The following is a 19,724-nucleotide window of genomic DNA, read 5'->3' as shown; positions in this document are numbered from 1 at the left end:
AGTTAAAGGAACGTTAACTATTAATTTATAATAATTCTAAATAATAATTTATCAAATTTATTCTAAGACAACTCGTTACTTTTGTAGAAACGAATTTTAGAATGAAAAATAAATCTTATGTAAACGTATTTATCTTTGTATTAATTGCAGGTTGTTTCTCTTTTTCTGCTCAAAACAAGACAAATACTAGTAAACAAATTAAAAACTTGATCGCCCAAAAAAGAGCTTTTAACAAAAAGTATGGGTATGGTTTTAGGGTTCAGATATATTACGGTAATGAAACTAATGCAAGAAGCTTACAAAGTAAATTTAGACTAAATTACCCTAAAGTATTCACAAAGCTTGATTATGAACAACCATATTGGAAAGTACAAGTTGGAAATTATAAAACAAAATTAGAGGCAGATAAAGCCATGGTTGGATTTTCAGAAAAATTTTCAGGATTAATTGTGATTCCTTTGGGCAAATAAGCTTAAAAATAGTGCACAAAAAACGCCAAAATCAAAAATGATTTTGGCGTTTTTACTTTTCTTATAAAGGACGTTTATTTCAACTTCTTTTTAACGGCTACTTCTTTGTATGCCTCAATAACATCTCCTTCTACAATATCATTGTAATTTTTAAGTTGAAGACCACAATCATAACCCTTGGCGACTTCTCTAACATCGTCTTTAAAACGTTTTAAAGATGATAATACTCCTTCATGAACAACAATACCTTGTCTAATAATTCTAATTTGAGAATCTCTGAATATTTTACCAGACATCACCATACAACCAGCAATGTTACCAACTTTAGAAATTTTGTACACCTCTCTAATCTCTACATTACCTGTTACTTCTTCTTTCATCTCTGGAGACAACATACCCTCCATCGCGTCTTTTAAGTCGTTAATAGCATCATAAATAATAGAATATGTTCGAATATCAACTTCTTCTCTATCTGCAATCATTCTTGCATTTCCTTGCGGACGAACATTAAACCCAACAATAATAGCGTCTGAGGCTGTTGCTAATAACACATCACTTTCTGTAATAGCTCCAACTCCTTTATGTAAAATATTAACTTGAATTTCTTCTGTTGATAATTTCTGGAACGAATCGGTCAAAGCTTCTACAGAACCATCTACATCTCCTTTTAAGATAATGTTTAATTCTTTAAAGTCTCCAAGTGCAATTCTACGTCCAATTTCAGCTAAAGTAAGTGTTTTTTGTGTTCTTACAGATTGCTCTCGTTGCAATTGAGAACGTTTTGAAGCAATTTGTTTCGCTTCTCTTTCATCATCAAAAACAACAAATTTATCTCCTGCTTGTGGCGCTCCATCTAAACCTAAAATAGATACTGGCACAGATGGTCCAGCTTCTTTTAAGTTGTTTCCTTTATCGTCAAACATTGCTCTTACCTTACCACTGTGTTTACCTGCTAACAAGTAATCTCCAATTTTTAAAGTTCCTGCTTGTACTAAAATGGTAGAAACATATCCTCTACCTTTATCTAATAAAGCTTCAACAACTGCTCCAACTGCATTTTTATTAGGATTTGCTTTTAATTCTAAAATTTCTGCTTCTAATAAAACTTTTTCTAATAATTCAGGAATTCCTTCTCCCGTTTTAGCAGAAATATCTTGAGACTGAATGTTTCCACCCCATTCTTCAATCAACAAATTCATTGAAGATAATTGTGTTTTTACATTATCTGGATTTGCATTCGGTTTATCAATCTTATTGATTGCAAATATAATTGGCACACCCGCTGCTTGCGCATGAGAGATTGCTTCTTTGGTTTGTGGCATTACATCATCATCTGCTGCAACCACAATAATAACTAAATCCGTTACTTGTGCTCCACGCGCACGCATTGCTGTAAAAGCCTCGTGACCCGGAGTATCTAAAAATGCAATATTTTGATCGCCAACTTTTACTGAATAAGCTCCAATATGCTGAGTAATTCCACCACTTTCGCCTTCGATTACATTCGCTTTTCTGATATAATCTAGTAAAGAAGTTTTACCATGATCTACGTGACCCATTACTGTAATAATTGGCGCACGCGTTTCTAAATCTTCTGGCTTGTCTTCTACTTCTTCTATAGATTCTTCTACCTCTGCACCTACAAACTCTACTTTATGGTTAAATTCTTCTGCAACGATCACTAATGTCTCTGCATCTAGACGCTGATTCATAGTTACCATCATTCCTAAAGACATACATGCCGAAATGATATTTGTTACAGGAACATCCATCATTGTTGCCACTTCACTTACCGTAACAAACTCTGTTACTTTTAATATTTTATTATCTAATGCTTGTGCTTCTAATTCAGCATCTGAATGCTCTCTACGGGCATCTCTTTTATTTCTTCTGTATTTTGCTCCTTTTCCTCTACTCGATTTTCCTTGAAGCTTTTCTAGTGTTTCTCTAACTTGCTTTTGAATATCTGCTTCTGTTGGCTCAACCTTTTTTACTACTGGCCTTTGAGCTCCTCTTGGCCTAAATGCAGGTCTACCAGTTCCTGAACCGCCTCTACTTGGAGTCCCTCTACCTGGAGCTGTTCTCGTATTAGCAGTACCCGGCGCACCTGGTTTACTGATACGCTTACGCTTCTTTTTAGCGTCTGCATTTGCATCTTTTTTAACTTCAGGTTTTTTCTTTTTTGGTCTGTCAAATTGTTTTAAATCAATTTTCTTACCTGTAAAATTAGGTCCATCTAACTTTTTATACTGTGTTTTAATCGCTTCTGCATTTTCTGCCGTAACCTCTTCTGCTTTTTCCTCTGTCTTAGAAATTTCTTTTTTAGAAGGCGTTTTTTCTTCAACCTTAGAAGCTTCTTTTTCTATTTCAGAAACAGGCTTTTTAACTTTTTCTGTTTCAGAAACAGGCTGCACTATTTTCGGCTCAACAAAAACTTCCTCTTTCGCTTTTGGCTCAACAACAGGCTGTTCTATTTTAGGTTCAACAACCACAGCTTCTTCTTTTGCTATCGGATCAACGATAACTTCTTCTTCTTTTTTAACAACTGATTTTTTACCAACGTTGTCGATATCTATTTTACCTACAGTTTTAAACTCTAATTTATCTGCTTTGGCTTTTAAGACTTCTTCTTTCTTAGCTTCTTCTGCTCTTTTCTTTTCTAACTTAGCTTCTATCTCTAAACGAATTGCCTCTTTCTCTTTACGTTTTTCCTCGCCAACTTCTTTGGATGCAGCTTTTTTATTTGCATCTGTTTCAAAGCCATCTTGTAAAACTTGGTAGATATCACTAGAAATTTTAGTTGTAGGTCTTGCATCTATATCATGACCATTTTTTGCTAAATATTCTACTGCTCTATCAAGAGAAATATTTAATTCTCTTAGAACTTTATTAAGCCTCATTGTTTTGCCTTCAGACATATATTATTTTTTAGCCTTTAATTCTGTAAAATTATACTTTTTACTTTAATTTTATATTGTTGATTATTCTTCGAATTCTTCTTTCAAAATTCTTTGAACATCTAAAATAGTTTCTTCTTCTAGATCGGTTCTTTTCACCAATTCAGCAACACTAGTTTCCAAGACACTTCTTGCAGTATCCAAACCAATCTTTTTCAATTCTATAATAACCCAGTCTTCAATTTCATCTGTAAACTCGGTTAACTCTACATCTTCCTCCTCAAGTCCTTCTCTCTTAACATCTATCTCATAACCCGTTAACTCACTAGCTAAACGGATATTTACACCACCTCTACCGATTGCTTTTGAAACTTCCTCTGGTTTTAAAAGTACACTTACACGTCCTTTTTTACCGTTCTTTTCTTCGTCGAACAATTCTATTTCCATAGAGGTTACTTTTGCTGGACTCAATGCTCTAGAAATAAATAATTGTTCGTTTTTGGTATAGTTGATAACATCTATGTTCTCATTACCTAATTCACGAACAATACCATGAATTCTTGACCCTTTAACCCCAACACAAGCTCCAACCGGATCAATTCTATCATCATAAGAATCTACCGCTACCTTTGCTTTTTCTCCAGGAATTCTTGCTACACCTTCAACAGTAATTAAACCATCAAAAACTTCAGGAATTTCTTGTTCAAACAATTTATTTAAAAATGCTGGTGCGGTTCTAGATAATATAATTGCTGGTTTATTCCCTCTTAATTCTACTGTTTTTATAACGCCTCTTACAGAATCACCTTTTCTAAAGAAGTCTGAACGGATTTGCTCGCTTTTCGGTAAGACAATTTCATTACCATCATCATCTAACAAAATAATTGCATTGTGACGTATGTGATGCACCTCTGCAGTATACAACTCGCCTTCTAAGTCTTTAAAATGCTTAAAAATATTTGTGCTATCGTGTTCATAAATCTTAGAAATTAAGTTTTGACGCAATGCCAAAATGGCTCTTCTTCCTAGATCCACTAATTTAACCTCCTCAGATACATCTTCACCAATTTCAAAATCCGGCTCAATTAATCGTGCTTCAGCTAATTCTATTTCTTCATTATCATCTTCAGAAAAACCGTCTGCGACTACCACTCTATTTCTCCAAATTTCTAAATCTCCCTTATCTGGATTGATAATAATATCAAAATTATCATCAGAACCAAACTTACGTTTTAAGGTCGCTCTAAATACTTCTTCTAAAATAGACATTAATGTTACTCTGTCTATACTTTTATTATCTTTAAATTCTGAAAACGAATCAATTAACGCTATATTTTCCATTACATTTTTGCTTAAAATACAATCTTCACTTTTGCTTCTATAATATCTTTATACTCTATAGTCACCGATTTTTGAACGGTAACTTTTCCTTTCCCTATGAGTTTTGGCTCTCTTGCTTTCCAGTTTAAAACAATTTTATCTTCATCAGCGGCTACCAAAGTTCCTTCAAACTCTTCTTCCGCATTTTTTACTTTAAGAATTCTATTTAAATTCTTAATATATTGTCTTTTTACTTTTAATGGATGTGCGATATCCGGCGTAGTAACCTCCAAAGAAAAATCTTCTTCTTCCCTATCTAAATTATCATTTATGTTTCTACTTATTCTTATACATTCACTTAATGGAACACCCATATCACCATCTACAACAACTTGAACTTTGTTGTTTTCAGAGATCGATAAATCTATTAAGTACAATGACTCGTTAAGTGCCAATGCTTCGTCTACTAAGTCTTTTACCGCTGTTTGAATCATCCTAAACCTTAAAATGAAGTATAAAAAGAGGGGACTTTTAAGTCCCCTTCCCTCTTCATCTAATATAATTTTCGCTGCAAATATACGAATTGTTTATGATTTACCAAACCAACTCTAATTCATTATTTTTTTGTAACTTTATGTATAGTAATTATTTCTACTTAAAATGCTGACTTATGAAAAAAATTCTAGTCCCAATCGACTTTTCTAAACCATCAGAATATGCTGCAAAAATGGCCGCTAAAATTGCTAAAAAAACCAGCGCTACAGTATATCTTATACATATGATCGAACTTCCTTCTGGCGTTATAGACATGGGTTCAAACAGTAAATTTAGCATCCCTGAAAGTATGTTATATCTTAGAAAAACAAAAGAAAAAGTTTTAGAATATAAAGAGAATTTTTTTTCTGAAGATATTAAGGTCGAATATTTTATCAAAAAAAATAATCCGTTTGAAGGGATAAAAAAATATGCTGAGAAAATTGATGCAGATCTAATTGTAATGGGCTCTAAAGGACATTCTGAGTTTGAAGAAATTATGATTGGCTCTAACACCGAAAAAGTGGCAAGAACCTCTACCATACCTGTACTTATTGTAAAAAGAGATGCTAAAAAATTTAAATTAAAAAACTTAGTTTTTGCTTCTAATTTTAAAAAAGAAGATAAAGCTGTTTTTAATAAGTTTATCGATTTTGCTGAGCAGTTTAATAGTAAAATTCATTTATTAAAAGTTAATACACCATCAAATTTTGAGAGCACGAGGGAGGCTAAAGAAAAAGTATTGGATTTTATTAAAGATTATAGTTTACCTAAACACTCGATAAATATTTACAATGATACCTCTGTAGAAAAAGGAATTTTAAATTTCTCGAAAGACATTAACTCCGATTTAATTGCTCTGTGCACGCATGGCAGGAGTGGTTTATCGCATTTGTTTTCGCCAAGTGTCACCAAAAATTTATCTAAAAAAGCTTTAAAACCAATGCTAACAATTAAAGTTTAGTTGAAAAATTAATGCGCAGAGACCTTATTTGTGGTATCAAAAAAACCTCAAAAGACTGAAATAATTTCAGTTTAAAGAGGTTTTTTTAATTTTTATAATTTCAAAGTTTATTACAAAAGGTAATCTGTATTGATAAAATTAGAGTTTTTCTTGTCTAACAATTCTTGTAAAATTGCATTATTGTACGGCGTGTCTTTTGAAGCTACAAACGTTCTAATAGAAAAAGAACGCAATGCATCGTGCACACTTAAAGTTGCTACTGCTGAGTCTTTTCTTCCCGTAAAAGGATACACGTCTGGTCCACGTTGAGCAGCACTATTTAAGTTTACTCTGCACACCAAGTTTACTAACGCATCAATTAATGGTGCTAATGTTTTTACTTCGCTACCAAAAACACTTACTTGCTGGCCATAATTAGACTCTGCCATATCATTTAAAGGTTCTTGAATGTTTTTAAAAGAGACAATAGGCGTTACTGGTCCGAATTGTTCTTCTTGAAACACTCTCATGTCTTTAGAAACCGGATATAAAACTGCTGGGAAAATATAATTTTCCGTGGCTTCCCCTCCTTTTTTATTAATCACCTCTGCTCCTTTTGCAGCAGCGTCATCAATTAACTCTTGAATGTAAGAAGGTTTTCCTGGTTCTGGCAATGGTGTTAATTTTACCCCATTTTCCCAAGGGTTTCCAAACTTTAAAGCATCTATTCTTTCTACAAATCGTTTGTTAAATTTAGTAACAATATGCTCGTGCACATATATTATTTTTAATGCAGTACATCGCTGTCCGTTAAAAGATGTTGCTCCAGAAATACACTCATCAATGGCCAAATCTAAATCTGCATCTGGTAATACAATTGCAGGATTTTTAGCCTCTAAACCTAACACTAAACGTAACCTGTTTTTAAAAGGATGGTTTGCCTGTATCGCGTTTGCAGATTTACTGTTCCCTATTAAGGCTAACACATCTACTTTACCTGTTTTCATAATAGGCGTAGCCAAAACCCTACCTCTACCATAAATTACGTTCACAACGCCTTCTGGAAAACTATTCTGAAAAGCTTCCATAAGCGGAGACAATAATAAAACGCCATGTTTTGCAGGTTTAAAAACAGCTGTATTCCCCATAATTAAAGCAGGAATCAATAATGCAAACGTTTCATTTAAAGGATAATTATACGGCCCTAAACAAAAAACTACCCCTAAAGGACCCCTTCTAATATGTGCATGCACTCCGCTATGTTTTTCAAACTTAGCAGAATTTCTGTCCATTTTCTTATAATCTTCAATTGTATCGTAAATATATTCTATGGTTCTATCAAATTCTTTTTCAGAATCTGGTAACGATTTTCCAATTTCCCACATTAATAGCTTTACAACTTCATCTCGTTTGGTTTTCATTTGCTCTGCAAATTCCTCCATACATTCAATTCTATCTATAACCCTCATTGTTGGCCACAAACCTTGCCCTTTATCATAAGCCTTATAAGCAGAATCTAAAGCCTCTAAACCTTCCTCTCCTGTTAAATTTGGAACCGTTCCTAGTAAAGTTGGTTGGTATTCTTTGGTTGATGAAATTGTGGAATAAACCTCCGTAAATGCGCCCTTCCACTCTTTTAATTCACCATTAACTAAATATGTTTTTTGATGCAAAAGTGACGTGATTTTATATGCCTCTGGAATTTCTGTAAATTGTTTGCTCATAAATTGCTTTTAAATCAAAACCCTAATTAATTCTATTGAGATTTCTATTACCAAATTAACGAAAAATAAGAGAGAATTACCTTCATAATTTCAATTAAATGTTCATTTAGTAACGAAAAGCATTTCGAAATTTTGGTTGTTTTGATGGAAATATTAAATACACACTACACTAAAACCTGAAGTAAATCAGGCTTGTCATTTAGGTAATCACCAAAGAAATTGCTTTCTTTCATTCTATGGATTAAAGGTTGTAAATCTCGAGAAGATTTTAACTCTAAACCAACCACAGCAGCACCATTTGTCCTATTATTCTTTTTGGTATATTCAAAATGAGTAATATCATCATTTGGTCCTAAAATTTCCGCTACAAATTCTTTTAATGCTCCGGCTCTTTGAGGAAATTTTACTATAAAATAATGTTTTAAATTTGCGTATAATAATGCGCGTTCTTTAATTTCTGCCGTTCTTGTAATATCATTATTGCTACCACTTACAATACAAACTACATTTTTGCCTTTAATTTCATCAGCAAAAAAATCTAGAGCCGCAATACTTAATGCGCCTGCAGGTTCTACTACAATGGCATCTTTATTGTACAAATCTAAAATAGTCTGACAGATTTTACCTTCTGGAACTGTAATTATATCATGTAAATTTTGCTGACAAATTGCAAAATTTAAATCCCCAACCCGCTTAACAGCCGCTCCATCAACAAAAGAGTCTATTTTTTCTAAAGTTGTATTTTTTTTGTTTCTAATAGATGTTAACATAGAGGGAGCTCCTGCTGGTTCTACGCCAATAATTTTGGTTTTTGATGATAAGCATTTAAACATAGAGGATAAGCCAGATGACAAACCACCACCGCCAATAGCGACAAAAACATAGTCTATTTTTTTATCAGTTTGATTTAAAATTTCTAAACCCACTGTTGCCTGCCCTTCAATTACTTTTTTATCATTAAAAGGATGGATAAAGGTTTTATTTGTTGAATCACATTCGATTTTTGCGGCATTAAAAGCATCATCAAAAGTATCGCCTTCAATAACGACTTCAATAAAATCTTCACCAAACATTTTTACCTGATTAATTTTTTGATTTGGTGTTGGAGAAGGCATATATATAGTACCCTTTATTTGCAATAACTTACACGACAAAGCAACGCCTTGCGCATGATTTCCTGCACTTGCACAAACAATTCCGCGCTGTTTTTTAGCAACACTTAAAGAAGACATTTTATTATATGCTCCTCTTATTTTATAAGACCTTACCACTTGTAAATCTTCTCTTTTAAACAAAATAGTTGCTTCTAATTCTTTTGAAAGATTGAAGTTTTTACTTAAAGGAGTTTTGGAAGAAACCCCTTTTAAATTTTCAGAAGCTGCCTTTACATTATCTAAGCTAGGGAAATAGGTTTGTTTAGTTTCCATTATTAAAAGGTAATAAGAATACCTGTCAGGTATTTAGATCTGACAGGTATTTATAAAATTTAAAATCTTTATTTAACTATGCTGATTTTATCACTTTCATTGCCGTCATAGAAGCTCTTAATTTTGCTCCTACTTTTTCAACAGGATGACTTCTAATAATAGCGTTTACTCTAATTAATTCTTGATTATCAACATCATTTGAATCTGTAAATTTCTTACCAATAAGATCTGTACTAACCGTTTTCATAAAATCAGTTAATAAAGGCTTACAAGCATGATCGAATAAATAACAACCGTATTCTGCAGTATCCGAAATTACACGGTTCATTTCATATAATTTTTTACGAGCAATTGTATTTGCTATTAATGGTGTCTCGTGCAAAGATTCATAATAGGCAGAAGCATCTATAATACCAGACTCTGTCATTGCTTCAAAAGCTAATTCTACACCAGCTCTTACAAAAGCAACTAATAATGTTCCGTGATCAAAATACTCTTGTTCTGGTATATCTTGCTCTGTAACTTGTTGTTTTTCAAAAGCAGTATCACCAGTTGCAGCTCTCCAAGTTAATAAGTTTTTATCATCATTTGCCCAATCTTCCATCATGGTTTTAGAGAAATGACCCGTCATAATATCATCCATATGTTTTTGAAACAATGGACGCATAATATTTTTTAATTCTTCAGAAATTTCAAAAGCTTTTATTTTAGCAGGATTAGACAATCTGTCCATCATATTTGTGATACCACCATGTTTTAAAGCTTCAGTTACAGTTTCCCAACCATATTGAATCAATTTAGCCGCATAACTTGCTTCAATTCCTTCTTCAACCATTTTATCAAAAGATAAAATTGCTCCTGTTTGCAACAAACCACATAAAATAGTTTGCTCTCCCATTAAATCTGACTTTACTTCAGCAACAAAAGAAGATTCTAAAACTCCCGCTCTGTTTCCTCCCGTTGCAACTGCATACGCTTTAGCTTGTGCCCAACCTTTTCCTTCTGGGTCATTTTCTGGATGCACTGCGGTTAAGGTTGGCACTCCGAACCCTCTTTTATATTCTTCACGAACTTCGGATCCAGGGCATTTTGGCGCTACCATAATAACCGTTAAATCTTCACGAATTTTCATTCCTTCTTCAACAATATTAAAACCGTGAGAATACGATAAGGTTGCTCCTTTTTTCATTAAAGGCATTATCGTATGAACTACATTTGTATGCTGTTTATCTGGTGTTAAATTCAACACTAAATCTGCAGTAGGAATTAACTCTTCGTACGTGCCTACTTCAAAATTATTTGAAGTTGCGTTGATATAAGACTCTCTTTTTTGATCGATAGCAGCTTGTCTTAAGGTGTAAGAAATATCTAAACCTGATTCTCTCATATTTAAACCTTGATTTAAGCCTTGCGCTCCACAACCTACAATAACAATTTTCTTTCCCTTCAATGCATCTACGCCATCTTCAAATTCCGAAGCGTCCATAAACCTGCATTTTCCTAACTGCTCTAATTTTTCTCTTAATGTTAATGTGTTAAAATAATTTGACATTTTTATTTATTTAGTTGTTGTATGTTTCTAACAATGTTGATATTTTCATTTCTTCTTTGGTAACCGCAATACGTCCTGAACGCGTATACTGCATAATACCAAAAACACTTAATTTTTTGTGTAACTGAACCAATTCTTCTTTCCTTCCTGATTTTTCAAGGACAAAAAAATCTGTATTTACTGTAACAATTCTAGCGTTACTTTCTTTGATAATATTTTGAATTTGGCGCTCTTCAAACAACAATTCAGACTTAATTTTAAATAAGCCCGAAATCTGATAAATGGTATCTTCTTCATTATGAAAATACGCTTTAATAACCTCTACTTGCTTTTCTATTTGACCTAAGATTTTCTTAATATTTACTTCTGTCATGTTCACAACAATCGTAAATTTAGAAACACCTTCAATTTCTGATGGAGAGGTATTTAAACTCTCAATATTTATATGCCTTCTTTGGAAAATTGCTGAAATTCTATTCAACAATCCAATATTATTTTCTGTATATATTGATACCGTATATTGCTGCTTTTCTCCACTCATATTATTCTAATCTTATATCTGAAACACTTGCTCCTGAAGGAACCATTGGAAATACATTCCCTTCTTTTTCTACACAAACTTCTAAAAAGTAAGCTTCTTTACTTTCCATCATTTCTTTAACCGCTTCTGCTAAATCTTCTCTTTTTGTAACTTTTCTAGCTTTCAGATAATAGCCTTCTGCGATAGCAACAAAATTTGGATTTACCATTTCTGTAGAAGCATATCGCTTATCAAAAAATAACTGTTGCCATTGTCTTACCATTCCTAAAAAATCATTATTTAGAACCACTACTTTTACAGCTGCCTTTTGCTGAAAAATAGTACCTAATTCTTGAATGGTCATCTGGTAACCTCCATCACCAGAAATTGAAACCACTTCACGTTCTGGAGCTGCCATTTTTGCTCCAATTGCTGCCGGTAATCCAAAACCCATGGTGCCTAATCCTCCAGAAGTAATATTACTTTTTGTTTTGTTGAAATCTGCATATCTACAAGCAATCATTTGATGTTGACCAACATCTGTGACAATTGCAGCATCTCCTTTACTCTGAATATTAATTTGATTGATAACTTCTCCCATTGTTAATCCTTCTTTCGTTGGATGAATGTCACCTTTAATTACCTTTTCATATTCAATTTTATATAAATCTTTAAACTCTTGATGCCACGCAGTATGAGAGTTATCATTTATTAAAGCGAGAATAGCTTCTAAACTTGTTTTTGCATCCCCTAAAACGGCAACATCTGTTTTTACATTTTTATCTATTTCTGCCGGGTCAATTTCAAAGTGAATTACTTTTGCCTGCTTCGCATACGTATCTAAACTACCTGTAACTCGATCATCAAAACGCATTCCGATTGCAATTAAAACATCACATTCATTTGTTAATTTATTAGGTGCATAATTACCATGCATGCCCAACATACCAACATTTAAAGGATGGGAAGTTGGCAGTGCAGAAGCTCCTAAAATTGTCCAAGCAGCTGGAATACCCGCTTTCTCAACAAAGTGTTTAAACTGCTGTTCAGCTTCACTTAAAATTACACCTTGTCCCCATACAATCAATGGCTTTTTTGCTTCATTGATAATTTTAGCAGCCGCTTCCAAAGAACTTTGTGCCGTTTTTGGAACTGGCATATAACTTCTTACTTTCGTACATTTTTCATATGAAAAATCAAATTCTTCAAATTGAGCATCTTTCGTGATATCAACCAAAACTGGTCCTGGTCTACCACTTTTTGCAATATAAAATGCCTTGGCAATTGCTCCAGGAATTTGTGAAGCTTTTGTTACTTGACAATTCCATTTTGTAACTGGCGTAGAAATACCAACAATATCCGTTTCTTGAAACGCATCAGAACCTAATAAATGAGAAGGAACTTGACCAGTAATACACACCATTGGAGTAGAATCAATTTGCGCATCTGCAATACCTGTAATTAAATTGGTTGCTCCTGGACCTGAAGTTGCAATTGCAACACCTACTTTTCCAGAAATTCGTGCAAACCCTTGTGCTGAATGTGTTGCTCCTTGCTCATGACGTGTTAATACGTGATGAATTTTATCTTGATATTTGTATAATTCATCGTAGACTGGCATGATTGCTCCTCCAGGATATCCATAAATTATTTTCACCTCTTCTTCTATTAAACATCTTACGATTGCTTCGCTACCAGAAATTCTTTCTGTAACGTTTGTTGAAGTATTTTTATTTAGTATGGTTTGTGTTTCCATATTTATTTATTTTAAATTCCTGCGTATTTAAGAATATCGATCTTTTTTTATAAGTCTGTAACGCATCCTTTAGACGCTGATGCTACTGATTTTGAGTATTTGTATAAGATTCCTTTAGTATGCTTTAATGCCGGTGCCACCCAATTTTCTTTTCTTGCTGCCAGTTCTTCATCAGAAATTAAAACATTTATAGAGTTGTCTTCCGCACTAATTCTAATGATGTCTCCCGTTTTTAAAATTCCAATTGCTCCTCCTGATTGTGCCTCTGGTGTTATGTGACCAACTACAAAACCATGGGTTCCTCCAGAAAAACGTCCATCTGTAATTAAAGCTACCGATTTTCCTAAACCTGCTCCCATAATTAACGAAGTTGGTTTTAACATTTCTGGCATTCCAGGACCTCCTTTTGGGCCTACATATCTAATAACAACTACATCTCCTTTTTCTACTTCTCCGTTTGAAATTCCAGTATTTGCAGCTTGCTCACCATCATACACAACGGCTTTTCCTTCAAACAATAATCCCTCGTTTCCTGAAATTTTTGCAACGGCTCCTTCTAATGCAAGGTTTCCATAGATTATTTGAATATTTCCTGATGATTTTAACGCTTTATCTTTTGGATAAATTACATCTTGCTCATCAAATTCCATTGCTTCAACACTTGCTAAATTCTCCGCTAATGTTTTACCAGTTACTGTTAAACAATCACCATGCAAATAACCATTATCTAATAAATACTTCATAATTGCAGGCGTTCCACCAACTCCATGAACATCTTCCATTAAGTACTTTCCTGATGGTTTTAAATCTGCAATTAATGGTGTTCGGTCACTTACTCTTTGAAAATCTTCTAACGTAAACTCAATATCAGCAGCATGTGCAATTGCTAAAAAGTGTAATACGGCATTTGTAGACCCCCCTAAAGCATTTACAATAGCAATAGCGTTCTCTAAAGATTTTTTAGAGATAATATCCAAAGGTTTTAAATCTAATTCTAATAAGTTTTTTATTGCCAAAGCAGTTCTTTCTGCTTCAGATAATTTATTCGGATTTTCTGCGGGAATTGATGAATTATAAGGTAATGCAAAGCCCATACATTCTATGGCAGAAGCCATTGTATTTGCTGTATACATTCCTCCACAAGCACCGGCTCCTGGAATTGCTCTTTTTATAATTTCTCTATACTCTTCCTCTTCAATTTCTCCTGCGACTTTTTGACCTAAAGCCTCAAAAGCAGAAACAATATTAAGTTTTCTTCCTTTGTAATTCCCTGATGCAATTGTACCTCCATACATCATTATGGATGGGCGGTTTAAACGCAACATTGCAATTACAGCTCCAGGCATGTTTTTATCGCAACCCACCACAGAGATTAATGCGTCATAACTCTGCGCATTCATCACTGTTTCAATCGAATCTGCAATAATATCTCTTGAAGCTAATGAGTAATTCATGCCAGAAGTCCCCATAGAAATTCCGTCTGAAACTCCAATCGTGTTAAATCCTAAACCGACTAAACCAGCAATTTTGCTTTCAATTTTTACCTCTGCAGCCAAATTATTTAAATGCATATTACAAGGGTTACCGTCATAACCTGTGCTTGCAATACCAACTTGTGCCTTTTGCATATCTTCATCTGTTAAACCAACGGCATATAACATTGCTTGTGAGGCAGGTTGAGATTCATCTTGCGTTAATCTGCTACTATGTTTGTTTAGATTCATTTACTGTATTCTTCAATTTGTTGTCTAAATTACTAAGTTTCCCTCTTTTAAACTTACAACATTCAATAAAACTCTTTAAATTCAGGTATTAAATTAACTACATAATTAACTTTAAATCAAATACTTAGATGTAATTAATTATGACACTCAATCATAAAAATAAATTCATAAAAAAACCTTCTTTTTTACAAGAAGGTTCTATTTAATGTTAGGTTATAAATATCACTTCCTGATCATGTCGCACTAATTACGATGACTATGATAATAGAAATAATATTTATAATCTGTTTTTTCATTTATCAAATATTATAAATTTTTATCTAAGGACATAACTAATTCAATCTTTTTATTGACTAAAGTTGATAAACTAGTCTAGCTATGATCTAATGGTCTGTTTGAAGTTTTTTTGTCTTTTCAAAAAAACAAGGAATGAAAACTGGAAATAGCGTCTAAAAAAAGGACTAAATAATAGTACTTTGCCCCATATGAATATTTTGAAAATTCATATTACTGTCTTCTTGATTTGCAATATAATCAGCAATGAAATGACCTACTTTTGATGTAGATGCTGAATATTGATTTTTGCCCTTTATATCTTCTGTAGTTATACCCAAAGCCAACGATTTTTCAACGCCTCTTTGAATTGCATCTGCTTCCTCATGCAAACCTACATGTTCCAATAGCATTGCTGCGGATAAAATTGATGCCAGAGGATTTGCAATGTCTTTTCCTTTTGCTTGAGAATAAGAACCATGAATTGGCTCGAACAGCGCTGTTTTTTCTCCAATTGAAGAAGACGCCAATAAACCGATTGAACCAGCAATTACACTGGCCTCATCTGAAAGAATATCACCAAATAAATTTTCGGAAAGAATTACATCAAATTGTTTAGGGTTTAAGATAATTTGCATGACTGCGTTGTCAATAAACATAAAATCTAACTCAACATTTTCATACTTTTTAGCAATCTCTGTAACTGTTTTTCTCCACAAACGAGAGGTTTCTAACACATTTGATTTGTCTACTAAAGTTACTTTCTTCTTTCTATTTTGTGCCGCTTTAAAAGCCAAATGTGCTACTCTAGAAATTTCTTCAACAGTATACGAGCAAACATCAAAAGCGGATTGTTTATCTTGACTTAATTCTTTGTTTCCTGAATAAATTCCACCACTTAGCTCTCTGTATATTGCGATGTCTGTACCTAAAATTACCTCTCTTTTTAAAGGAGAGTTTTTAATTAACTTCTCGTAAGCCCTTACTGGCCTCACGTTACAATACAAACCTAACTCTTGCCGCAAACGCAATAAGCCTTGTTCTGGTCTTACTTTTGCGGTTGGATCATTATCATATTTTGGATCTCCAATTGCACCAAATAAAATAGCATCTGCCTTTTTACAAATTTTTATCGTCTCATCTGGCAAAGGATTCCCTGTTGCTTCAATAGCACAGGCCCCCATCTGAGCTTCTGTATATAAAAAAATATGGTTGTATACTTCTGCAACTGCTTCCAATGCTTTCTTCGCTTGAGCAGTTACTTCTGGACCTATTCCGTCTCCTGGAATTAAAGCAATTGTTAATTTCATTTTACTTTTCTAATCTTTAAAAAAAATTCACTTTATCAAAGGTAATTAAAAATAATAAATGGATAAAAAGTTCGAACTCGTATAACTTCTTTTGAAGAATCAGCCTCGTTTAATTCCTTATTTTACAGCATTGCAATTTTAGAAATTTTATTAACCTCTTTCATAATTACATGCATATCTTCATCTTTTACTTCTTTCTGTCTGTCCGCAGTTTCTAAAAAAGATTTATAGGCGATGTCTAGCTGAATTTTAGTTAATTCATATCCTATTTTTTTAGCTCTATACGCTAAAGCTGCTCTTCCACTTCTCGCGGTTAAAACAATGGCACTTTCTGTAACACCAACATCTTCAGGGTCCATAATTTCATAAGTCTCCCTGTTTTTTATAACGCCATCTTGATGAATTCCAGAACTATGAGCAAATGCATTAGCCCCTACGATTGCTTTATTTGGTTGTACCGGCATTCCCATGCTTTCGCGAACCATAATACTTGTATCATACAGCAATCTTGAATTAATACTTGTTTCTAGGTTTAAATATGGATGCTGTTTTAACACCATTACCACTTCTTCTAATGCTGTATTTCCTGCACGTTCTCCAATTCCATTAATGGTACATTCGATTTGACGCGCTCCGTTAATAACCCCTGCAATAGAATTTGCTGTCGCCATTCCTAAATCATTATGACAATGACAAGAGAGAATTACGTTTTCAATGCCCTTTACATTTTCACGTAGATATTTCATTTTTGCTCCGTATTCTTCGGGCAAACAATAACCTGTTGTATCAGGAATATTCAAAACGGTAGCACCTGCTTTAATTACTTCTTCACAAACTTCTGCCAAAAACTCATTATCTGTTCTTCCTGCATCTTCTGCATAAAACTCTACATCATCAACAAAAGATTTTGAATATGAAACTGCTTTCACCGCCCTTTCAATTACTTTTTCTCTGGTAGAATTAAATTTGAATTGTATATGAGAATCACTGGTTCCGATACCGGTATGTATTCGAGGATATTTTGCGTATTTTAATGCTTCTGCAGCTACTTTTATATCATTTTCAACAGCTCTTGTTAAACCACAAACTGTAGCATTTTTTACAATTTTAGCAATTTCAGCAACAGAATTGAAATCTCCTGGACTTGAAACTGGAAAACCTGCTTCTATAACATTTACACCAAGTAAATCTAATCTTTCTGCTATTACCAATTTTTGTTTCGTATCCAACTTACAACCAGGAACTTGCTCCCCATCTCTTAGTGTTGTATCAAAAATGTGTACCTTATTATCCTGCATAACTTTGTAAAGATTATCTTTATATTTAATCAAATGTATATATTGCAATCTCAATAGATATTTTCACATACTAACTTGTACGATTTCTAATGCAATTATTGAAAATACAACTATTTAATTATCAGTAATTTATGAGTAAAATTGTTACATTAGCCAATCATCAAAATGATGCTCTTTTTGTCCTAATTAAATCTTTAACAAAATCTGAAAAAAGACAGTTTAACCTTTATGTTGGTAGATTAGAGGGTAATGTAGATGCAAAGTTTTTTTCGCTTTTTAAATTTTTAGAAAAATTAAAAGTATATGATGAAAAAGTAATTATCAATAGTGGTATTGTTACGAAGCAACAACTTTCTAATTTAAAAGCTCATTTATACAAGCAGATATTAATCAGTCTGCGTTTGAATCCTGCTCATAAAAATATTAGAATTCAAATTAGAGAGCAATTAGATTTTGCAACTGTATTATATCAAAAAGGACTGTATAAGCAAAGTTTAAAGCTATTGGATAAAGCTAAAAATTTAGCTTTAGAAAATGAAGAAAAAAACATTGCTTACGAAATTGTAGAACTGGAGAAAGTAATTGAAACACAATACATTACCAGAAGTTTAAGTAATAGAGCAGACCTGCTTTCAATTCAAGCGAAAACGTTAAGTCAGCAAAATGTAATTGCAAGTAAATTGTCTAATTTATCGTTACAACTATACAGTTATTTATTGCAAAATGGATATGTAAAAAACAATAAAGAATTAGAGTTTATAAAGAACTATTTTTATAGTAAACTTCCAAAATATGATTTTGAAACCTTTGGTTTTAGAGAGAAATTATGGCTATACAAATCTCATTTATGGTTTAGTTTTCTATGTCAAGATTTTTTACATAGCTATAAATATGCTAGAAAATGGGTAGATTTATTTAAGGAAGATAAAAAATATATTTCCTTACATCCTGTTTTTTACTTAAAAGGCAAAAACTACCTATTAGAGGCTTCCTTTTTTGTGCAAAAAAGAGCTACTTTCAAAAAAGAATTGGCTTCTTTTGAAGAAGAAGTTGAGCAAAAAATCATTCCGATAAACACAAACACAGAACTTTTAATATTTGAATATTTATACGCCAATAAGTTGCACCTACACTTCTTAGAAGCCACTTTTTCTGAGGGTGAATATTTAGTTGAGATTATTAACAACAAAATTGAAAATTACGGAAACAGACTCGACAATCATTACATAGTTATGCTATATTATAAGATTGCTTGTTTGTATTTTGGAATGGGTAAAAATGAACTTTGTATAGCATATTTACAAAAAATCATAAAGTCTAAAAATTTAGGTTCCGCAGAAGATTTACAGTGCTTTGCAAGGGTTTTAAATTTGATTGCACATTATGAATGTGGTTTAGATTATGATTTAGAAAGACAGTTTGTAGACACTTATAAGTTTTTACTCAAAATGGAAAACCTACAAGAAGTACAAAAAGTTTTTCTAACTTCTATTCGAGATTTAAGTGATGTTTTTCCGCATGAAATAAAAAATGAATTCAAGAAAATTCATACTAAATTAAAAAAGTACGAAGAGCATCCTTATGAAAAAAGAGCTTTTTTATACTTAGATATTTTATCATGGTTAGAGAGTAAAATACAAAACAAACCTATTGCCATTATAATTAAAGAAAAAATAAAAAATAAACTTAAACAATAATAATTTTTGATTTTGGCATTGTTTTTTTTGCGAAAATCACATTAATTCAAGAGAAATCTAAAAAAATATCCACTAAAACCAATCAAAATAAATAATACCTCTATTTTTGTACTGTGAATTATTATAAAATAAATATAAACGCTTCTAAAACTACGGCCTTATTTTGTGTTTCTACGCACGCTTATATTCGCACAACTACTACAACTACAACCCTTTAGGGGTTATTCTATATTTATATCGCTCAGGTTATTTATTGTTTTGCAAAAACAAAAAAAACAA

Annotated in this window: 14 protein-coding genes; 3 read left to right on the top strand and 11 right to left on the bottom strand. The window is 32.7% G+C overall.

Annotated elements, in window-relative coordinates:
* Positions 1-101 precede the first annotated feature (101 nt).
* Positions 102-470: an SPOR domain-containing protein gene (locus BLT88_RS01680; protein ID WP_036784117.1), complete on the top strand. Its 369-nt coding sequence runs from the start codon at positions 102-104 to the stop codon at positions 468-470.
* 74 nt (positions 471-544) lie between these two features.
* Here BLT88_RS01680 and infB read toward each other — a convergent pair whose 3' ends face one another.
* From infB to rimP, 3 genes are all read right to left on the bottom strand, one after another.
* Positions 545-3,388: a translation initiation factor IF-2 gene (infB, locus tag BLT88_RS01675; RefSeq protein ID WP_091952589.1), complete on the bottom strand. Its 2,844-nt coding sequence runs from the start codon at positions 3,386-3,388 to the stop codon at positions 545-547.
* Positions 3,389-3,451: 63 nt separating this feature from the next.
* Positions 3,452-4,708, bottom strand: coding sequence for a transcription termination factor NusA (gene nusA / locus BLT88_RS01670; RefSeq protein ID WP_036784121.1), 1,257 nt, complete (start codon positions 4,706-4,708; stop codon positions 3,452-3,454).
* A gap of 11 nt (positions 4,709-4,719) precedes the next feature.
* Complete coding sequence (rimP, locus tag BLT88_RS01665) at positions 4,720-5,181, bottom strand: ribosome assembly cofactor RimP (RefSeq protein WP_091952587.1); 462 nt, start codon at positions 5,179-5,181, stop codon at positions 4,720-4,722.
* Between the two features lie 176 nt (positions 5,182-5,357).
* Between rimP and BLT88_RS01660 the strand changes: the two genes are divergently transcribed.
* Complete coding sequence (locus BLT88_RS01660) at positions 5,358-6,185, top strand: universal stress protein (RefSeq protein WP_036784125.1); 828 nt, start codon at positions 5,358-5,360, stop codon at positions 6,183-6,185.
* A gap of 110 nt (positions 6,186-6,295) precedes the next feature.
* On the opposite strand, the gene BLT88_RS01655 is transcribed toward BLT88_RS01660, so the two are convergent.
* The 8 genes from BLT88_RS01655 to BLT88_RS01620 form a co-directional block, all read right to left on the bottom strand.
* Positions 6,296-7,888 carry an NADP-dependent glyceraldehyde-3-phosphate dehydrogenase gene (locus BLT88_RS01655; RefSeq protein WP_091952585.1) on the bottom strand — a complete coding sequence of 531 codons (1,593 nt, stop codon included), beginning with the start codon at positions 7,886-7,888 and terminating at the stop codon, positions 6,296-6,298.
* A 164-nt stretch (positions 7,889-8,052) separates the two neighbouring features.
* Positions 8,053-9,315, bottom strand: coding sequence for a threonine ammonia-lyase IlvA (gene ilvA / locus BLT88_RS01650; protein ID WP_091952583.1), 1,263 nt, complete (start codon positions 9,313-9,315; stop codon positions 8,053-8,055).
* A 76-nt stretch (positions 9,316-9,391) separates the two neighbouring features.
* Positions 9,392-10,867: a ketol-acid reductoisomerase gene (gene ilvC, locus BLT88_RS01645; RefSeq protein ID WP_091952581.1), complete on the bottom strand. Its 1,476-nt coding sequence runs from the start codon at positions 10,865-10,867 to the stop codon at positions 9,392-9,394.
* A 10-nt stretch (positions 10,868-10,877) separates the two neighbouring features.
* Positions 10,878-11,408: an acetolactate synthase small subunit gene (gene ilvN, locus BLT88_RS01640; protein WP_036784135.1), complete on the bottom strand. Its 531-nt coding sequence runs from the start codon at positions 11,406-11,408 to the stop codon at positions 10,878-10,880.
* 1 nt (position 11,409) lies between these two features.
* Positions 11,410-13,143, bottom strand: a complete 1,734-nt coding sequence (ilvB, locus tag BLT88_RS01635; RefSeq protein WP_091952579.1) for a biosynthetic-type acetolactate synthase large subunit — start codon at positions 13,141-13,143, stop codon at positions 11,410-11,412.
* Positions 13,144-13,190: 47 nt separating this feature from the next.
* A complete protein-coding gene (gene ilvD / locus BLT88_RS01630; RefSeq protein WP_091952577.1) occupies positions 13,191-14,867 on the bottom strand; it encodes a dihydroxy-acid dehydratase in 1,677 nt (558 codons plus the stop codon).
* A 461-nt stretch (positions 14,868-15,328) separates the two neighbouring features.
* On the bottom strand, positions 15,329-16,450 hold the full coding sequence (gene leuB / locus BLT88_RS01625; RefSeq protein WP_036784143.1) for a 3-isopropylmalate dehydrogenase: 1,122 nt from the start codon (positions 16,448-16,450) through the stop codon (positions 15,329-15,331).
* 122 nt (positions 16,451-16,572) lie between these two features.
* Positions 16,573-17,748: a 2-isopropylmalate synthase gene (locus tag BLT88_RS01620; RefSeq protein ID WP_052107500.1), complete on the bottom strand. Its 1,176-nt coding sequence runs from the start codon at positions 17,746-17,748 to the stop codon at positions 16,573-16,575.
* Positions 17,749-17,879: 131 nt separating this feature from the next.
* Here BLT88_RS01620 and BLT88_RS01615 point away from each other — a divergent pair, with 131 nt between their 5' ends.
* A complete protein-coding gene (locus BLT88_RS01615; protein ID WP_036784146.1) occupies positions 17,880-19,445 on the top strand; it encodes a hypothetical protein in 1,566 nt (521 codons plus the stop codon).
* The last annotated feature ends 279 nt before the right edge of the window (positions 19,446-19,724 follow it).

This window comes from Polaribacter sp. Hel1_33_78, from assembly GCF_900106075.1.
GTDB lineage: Bacteria > Bacteroidota > Bacteroidia > Flavobacteriales > Flavobacteriaceae > Polaribacter.
This window is presented reverse-complemented; position numbering and strand designations above follow the sequence as displayed.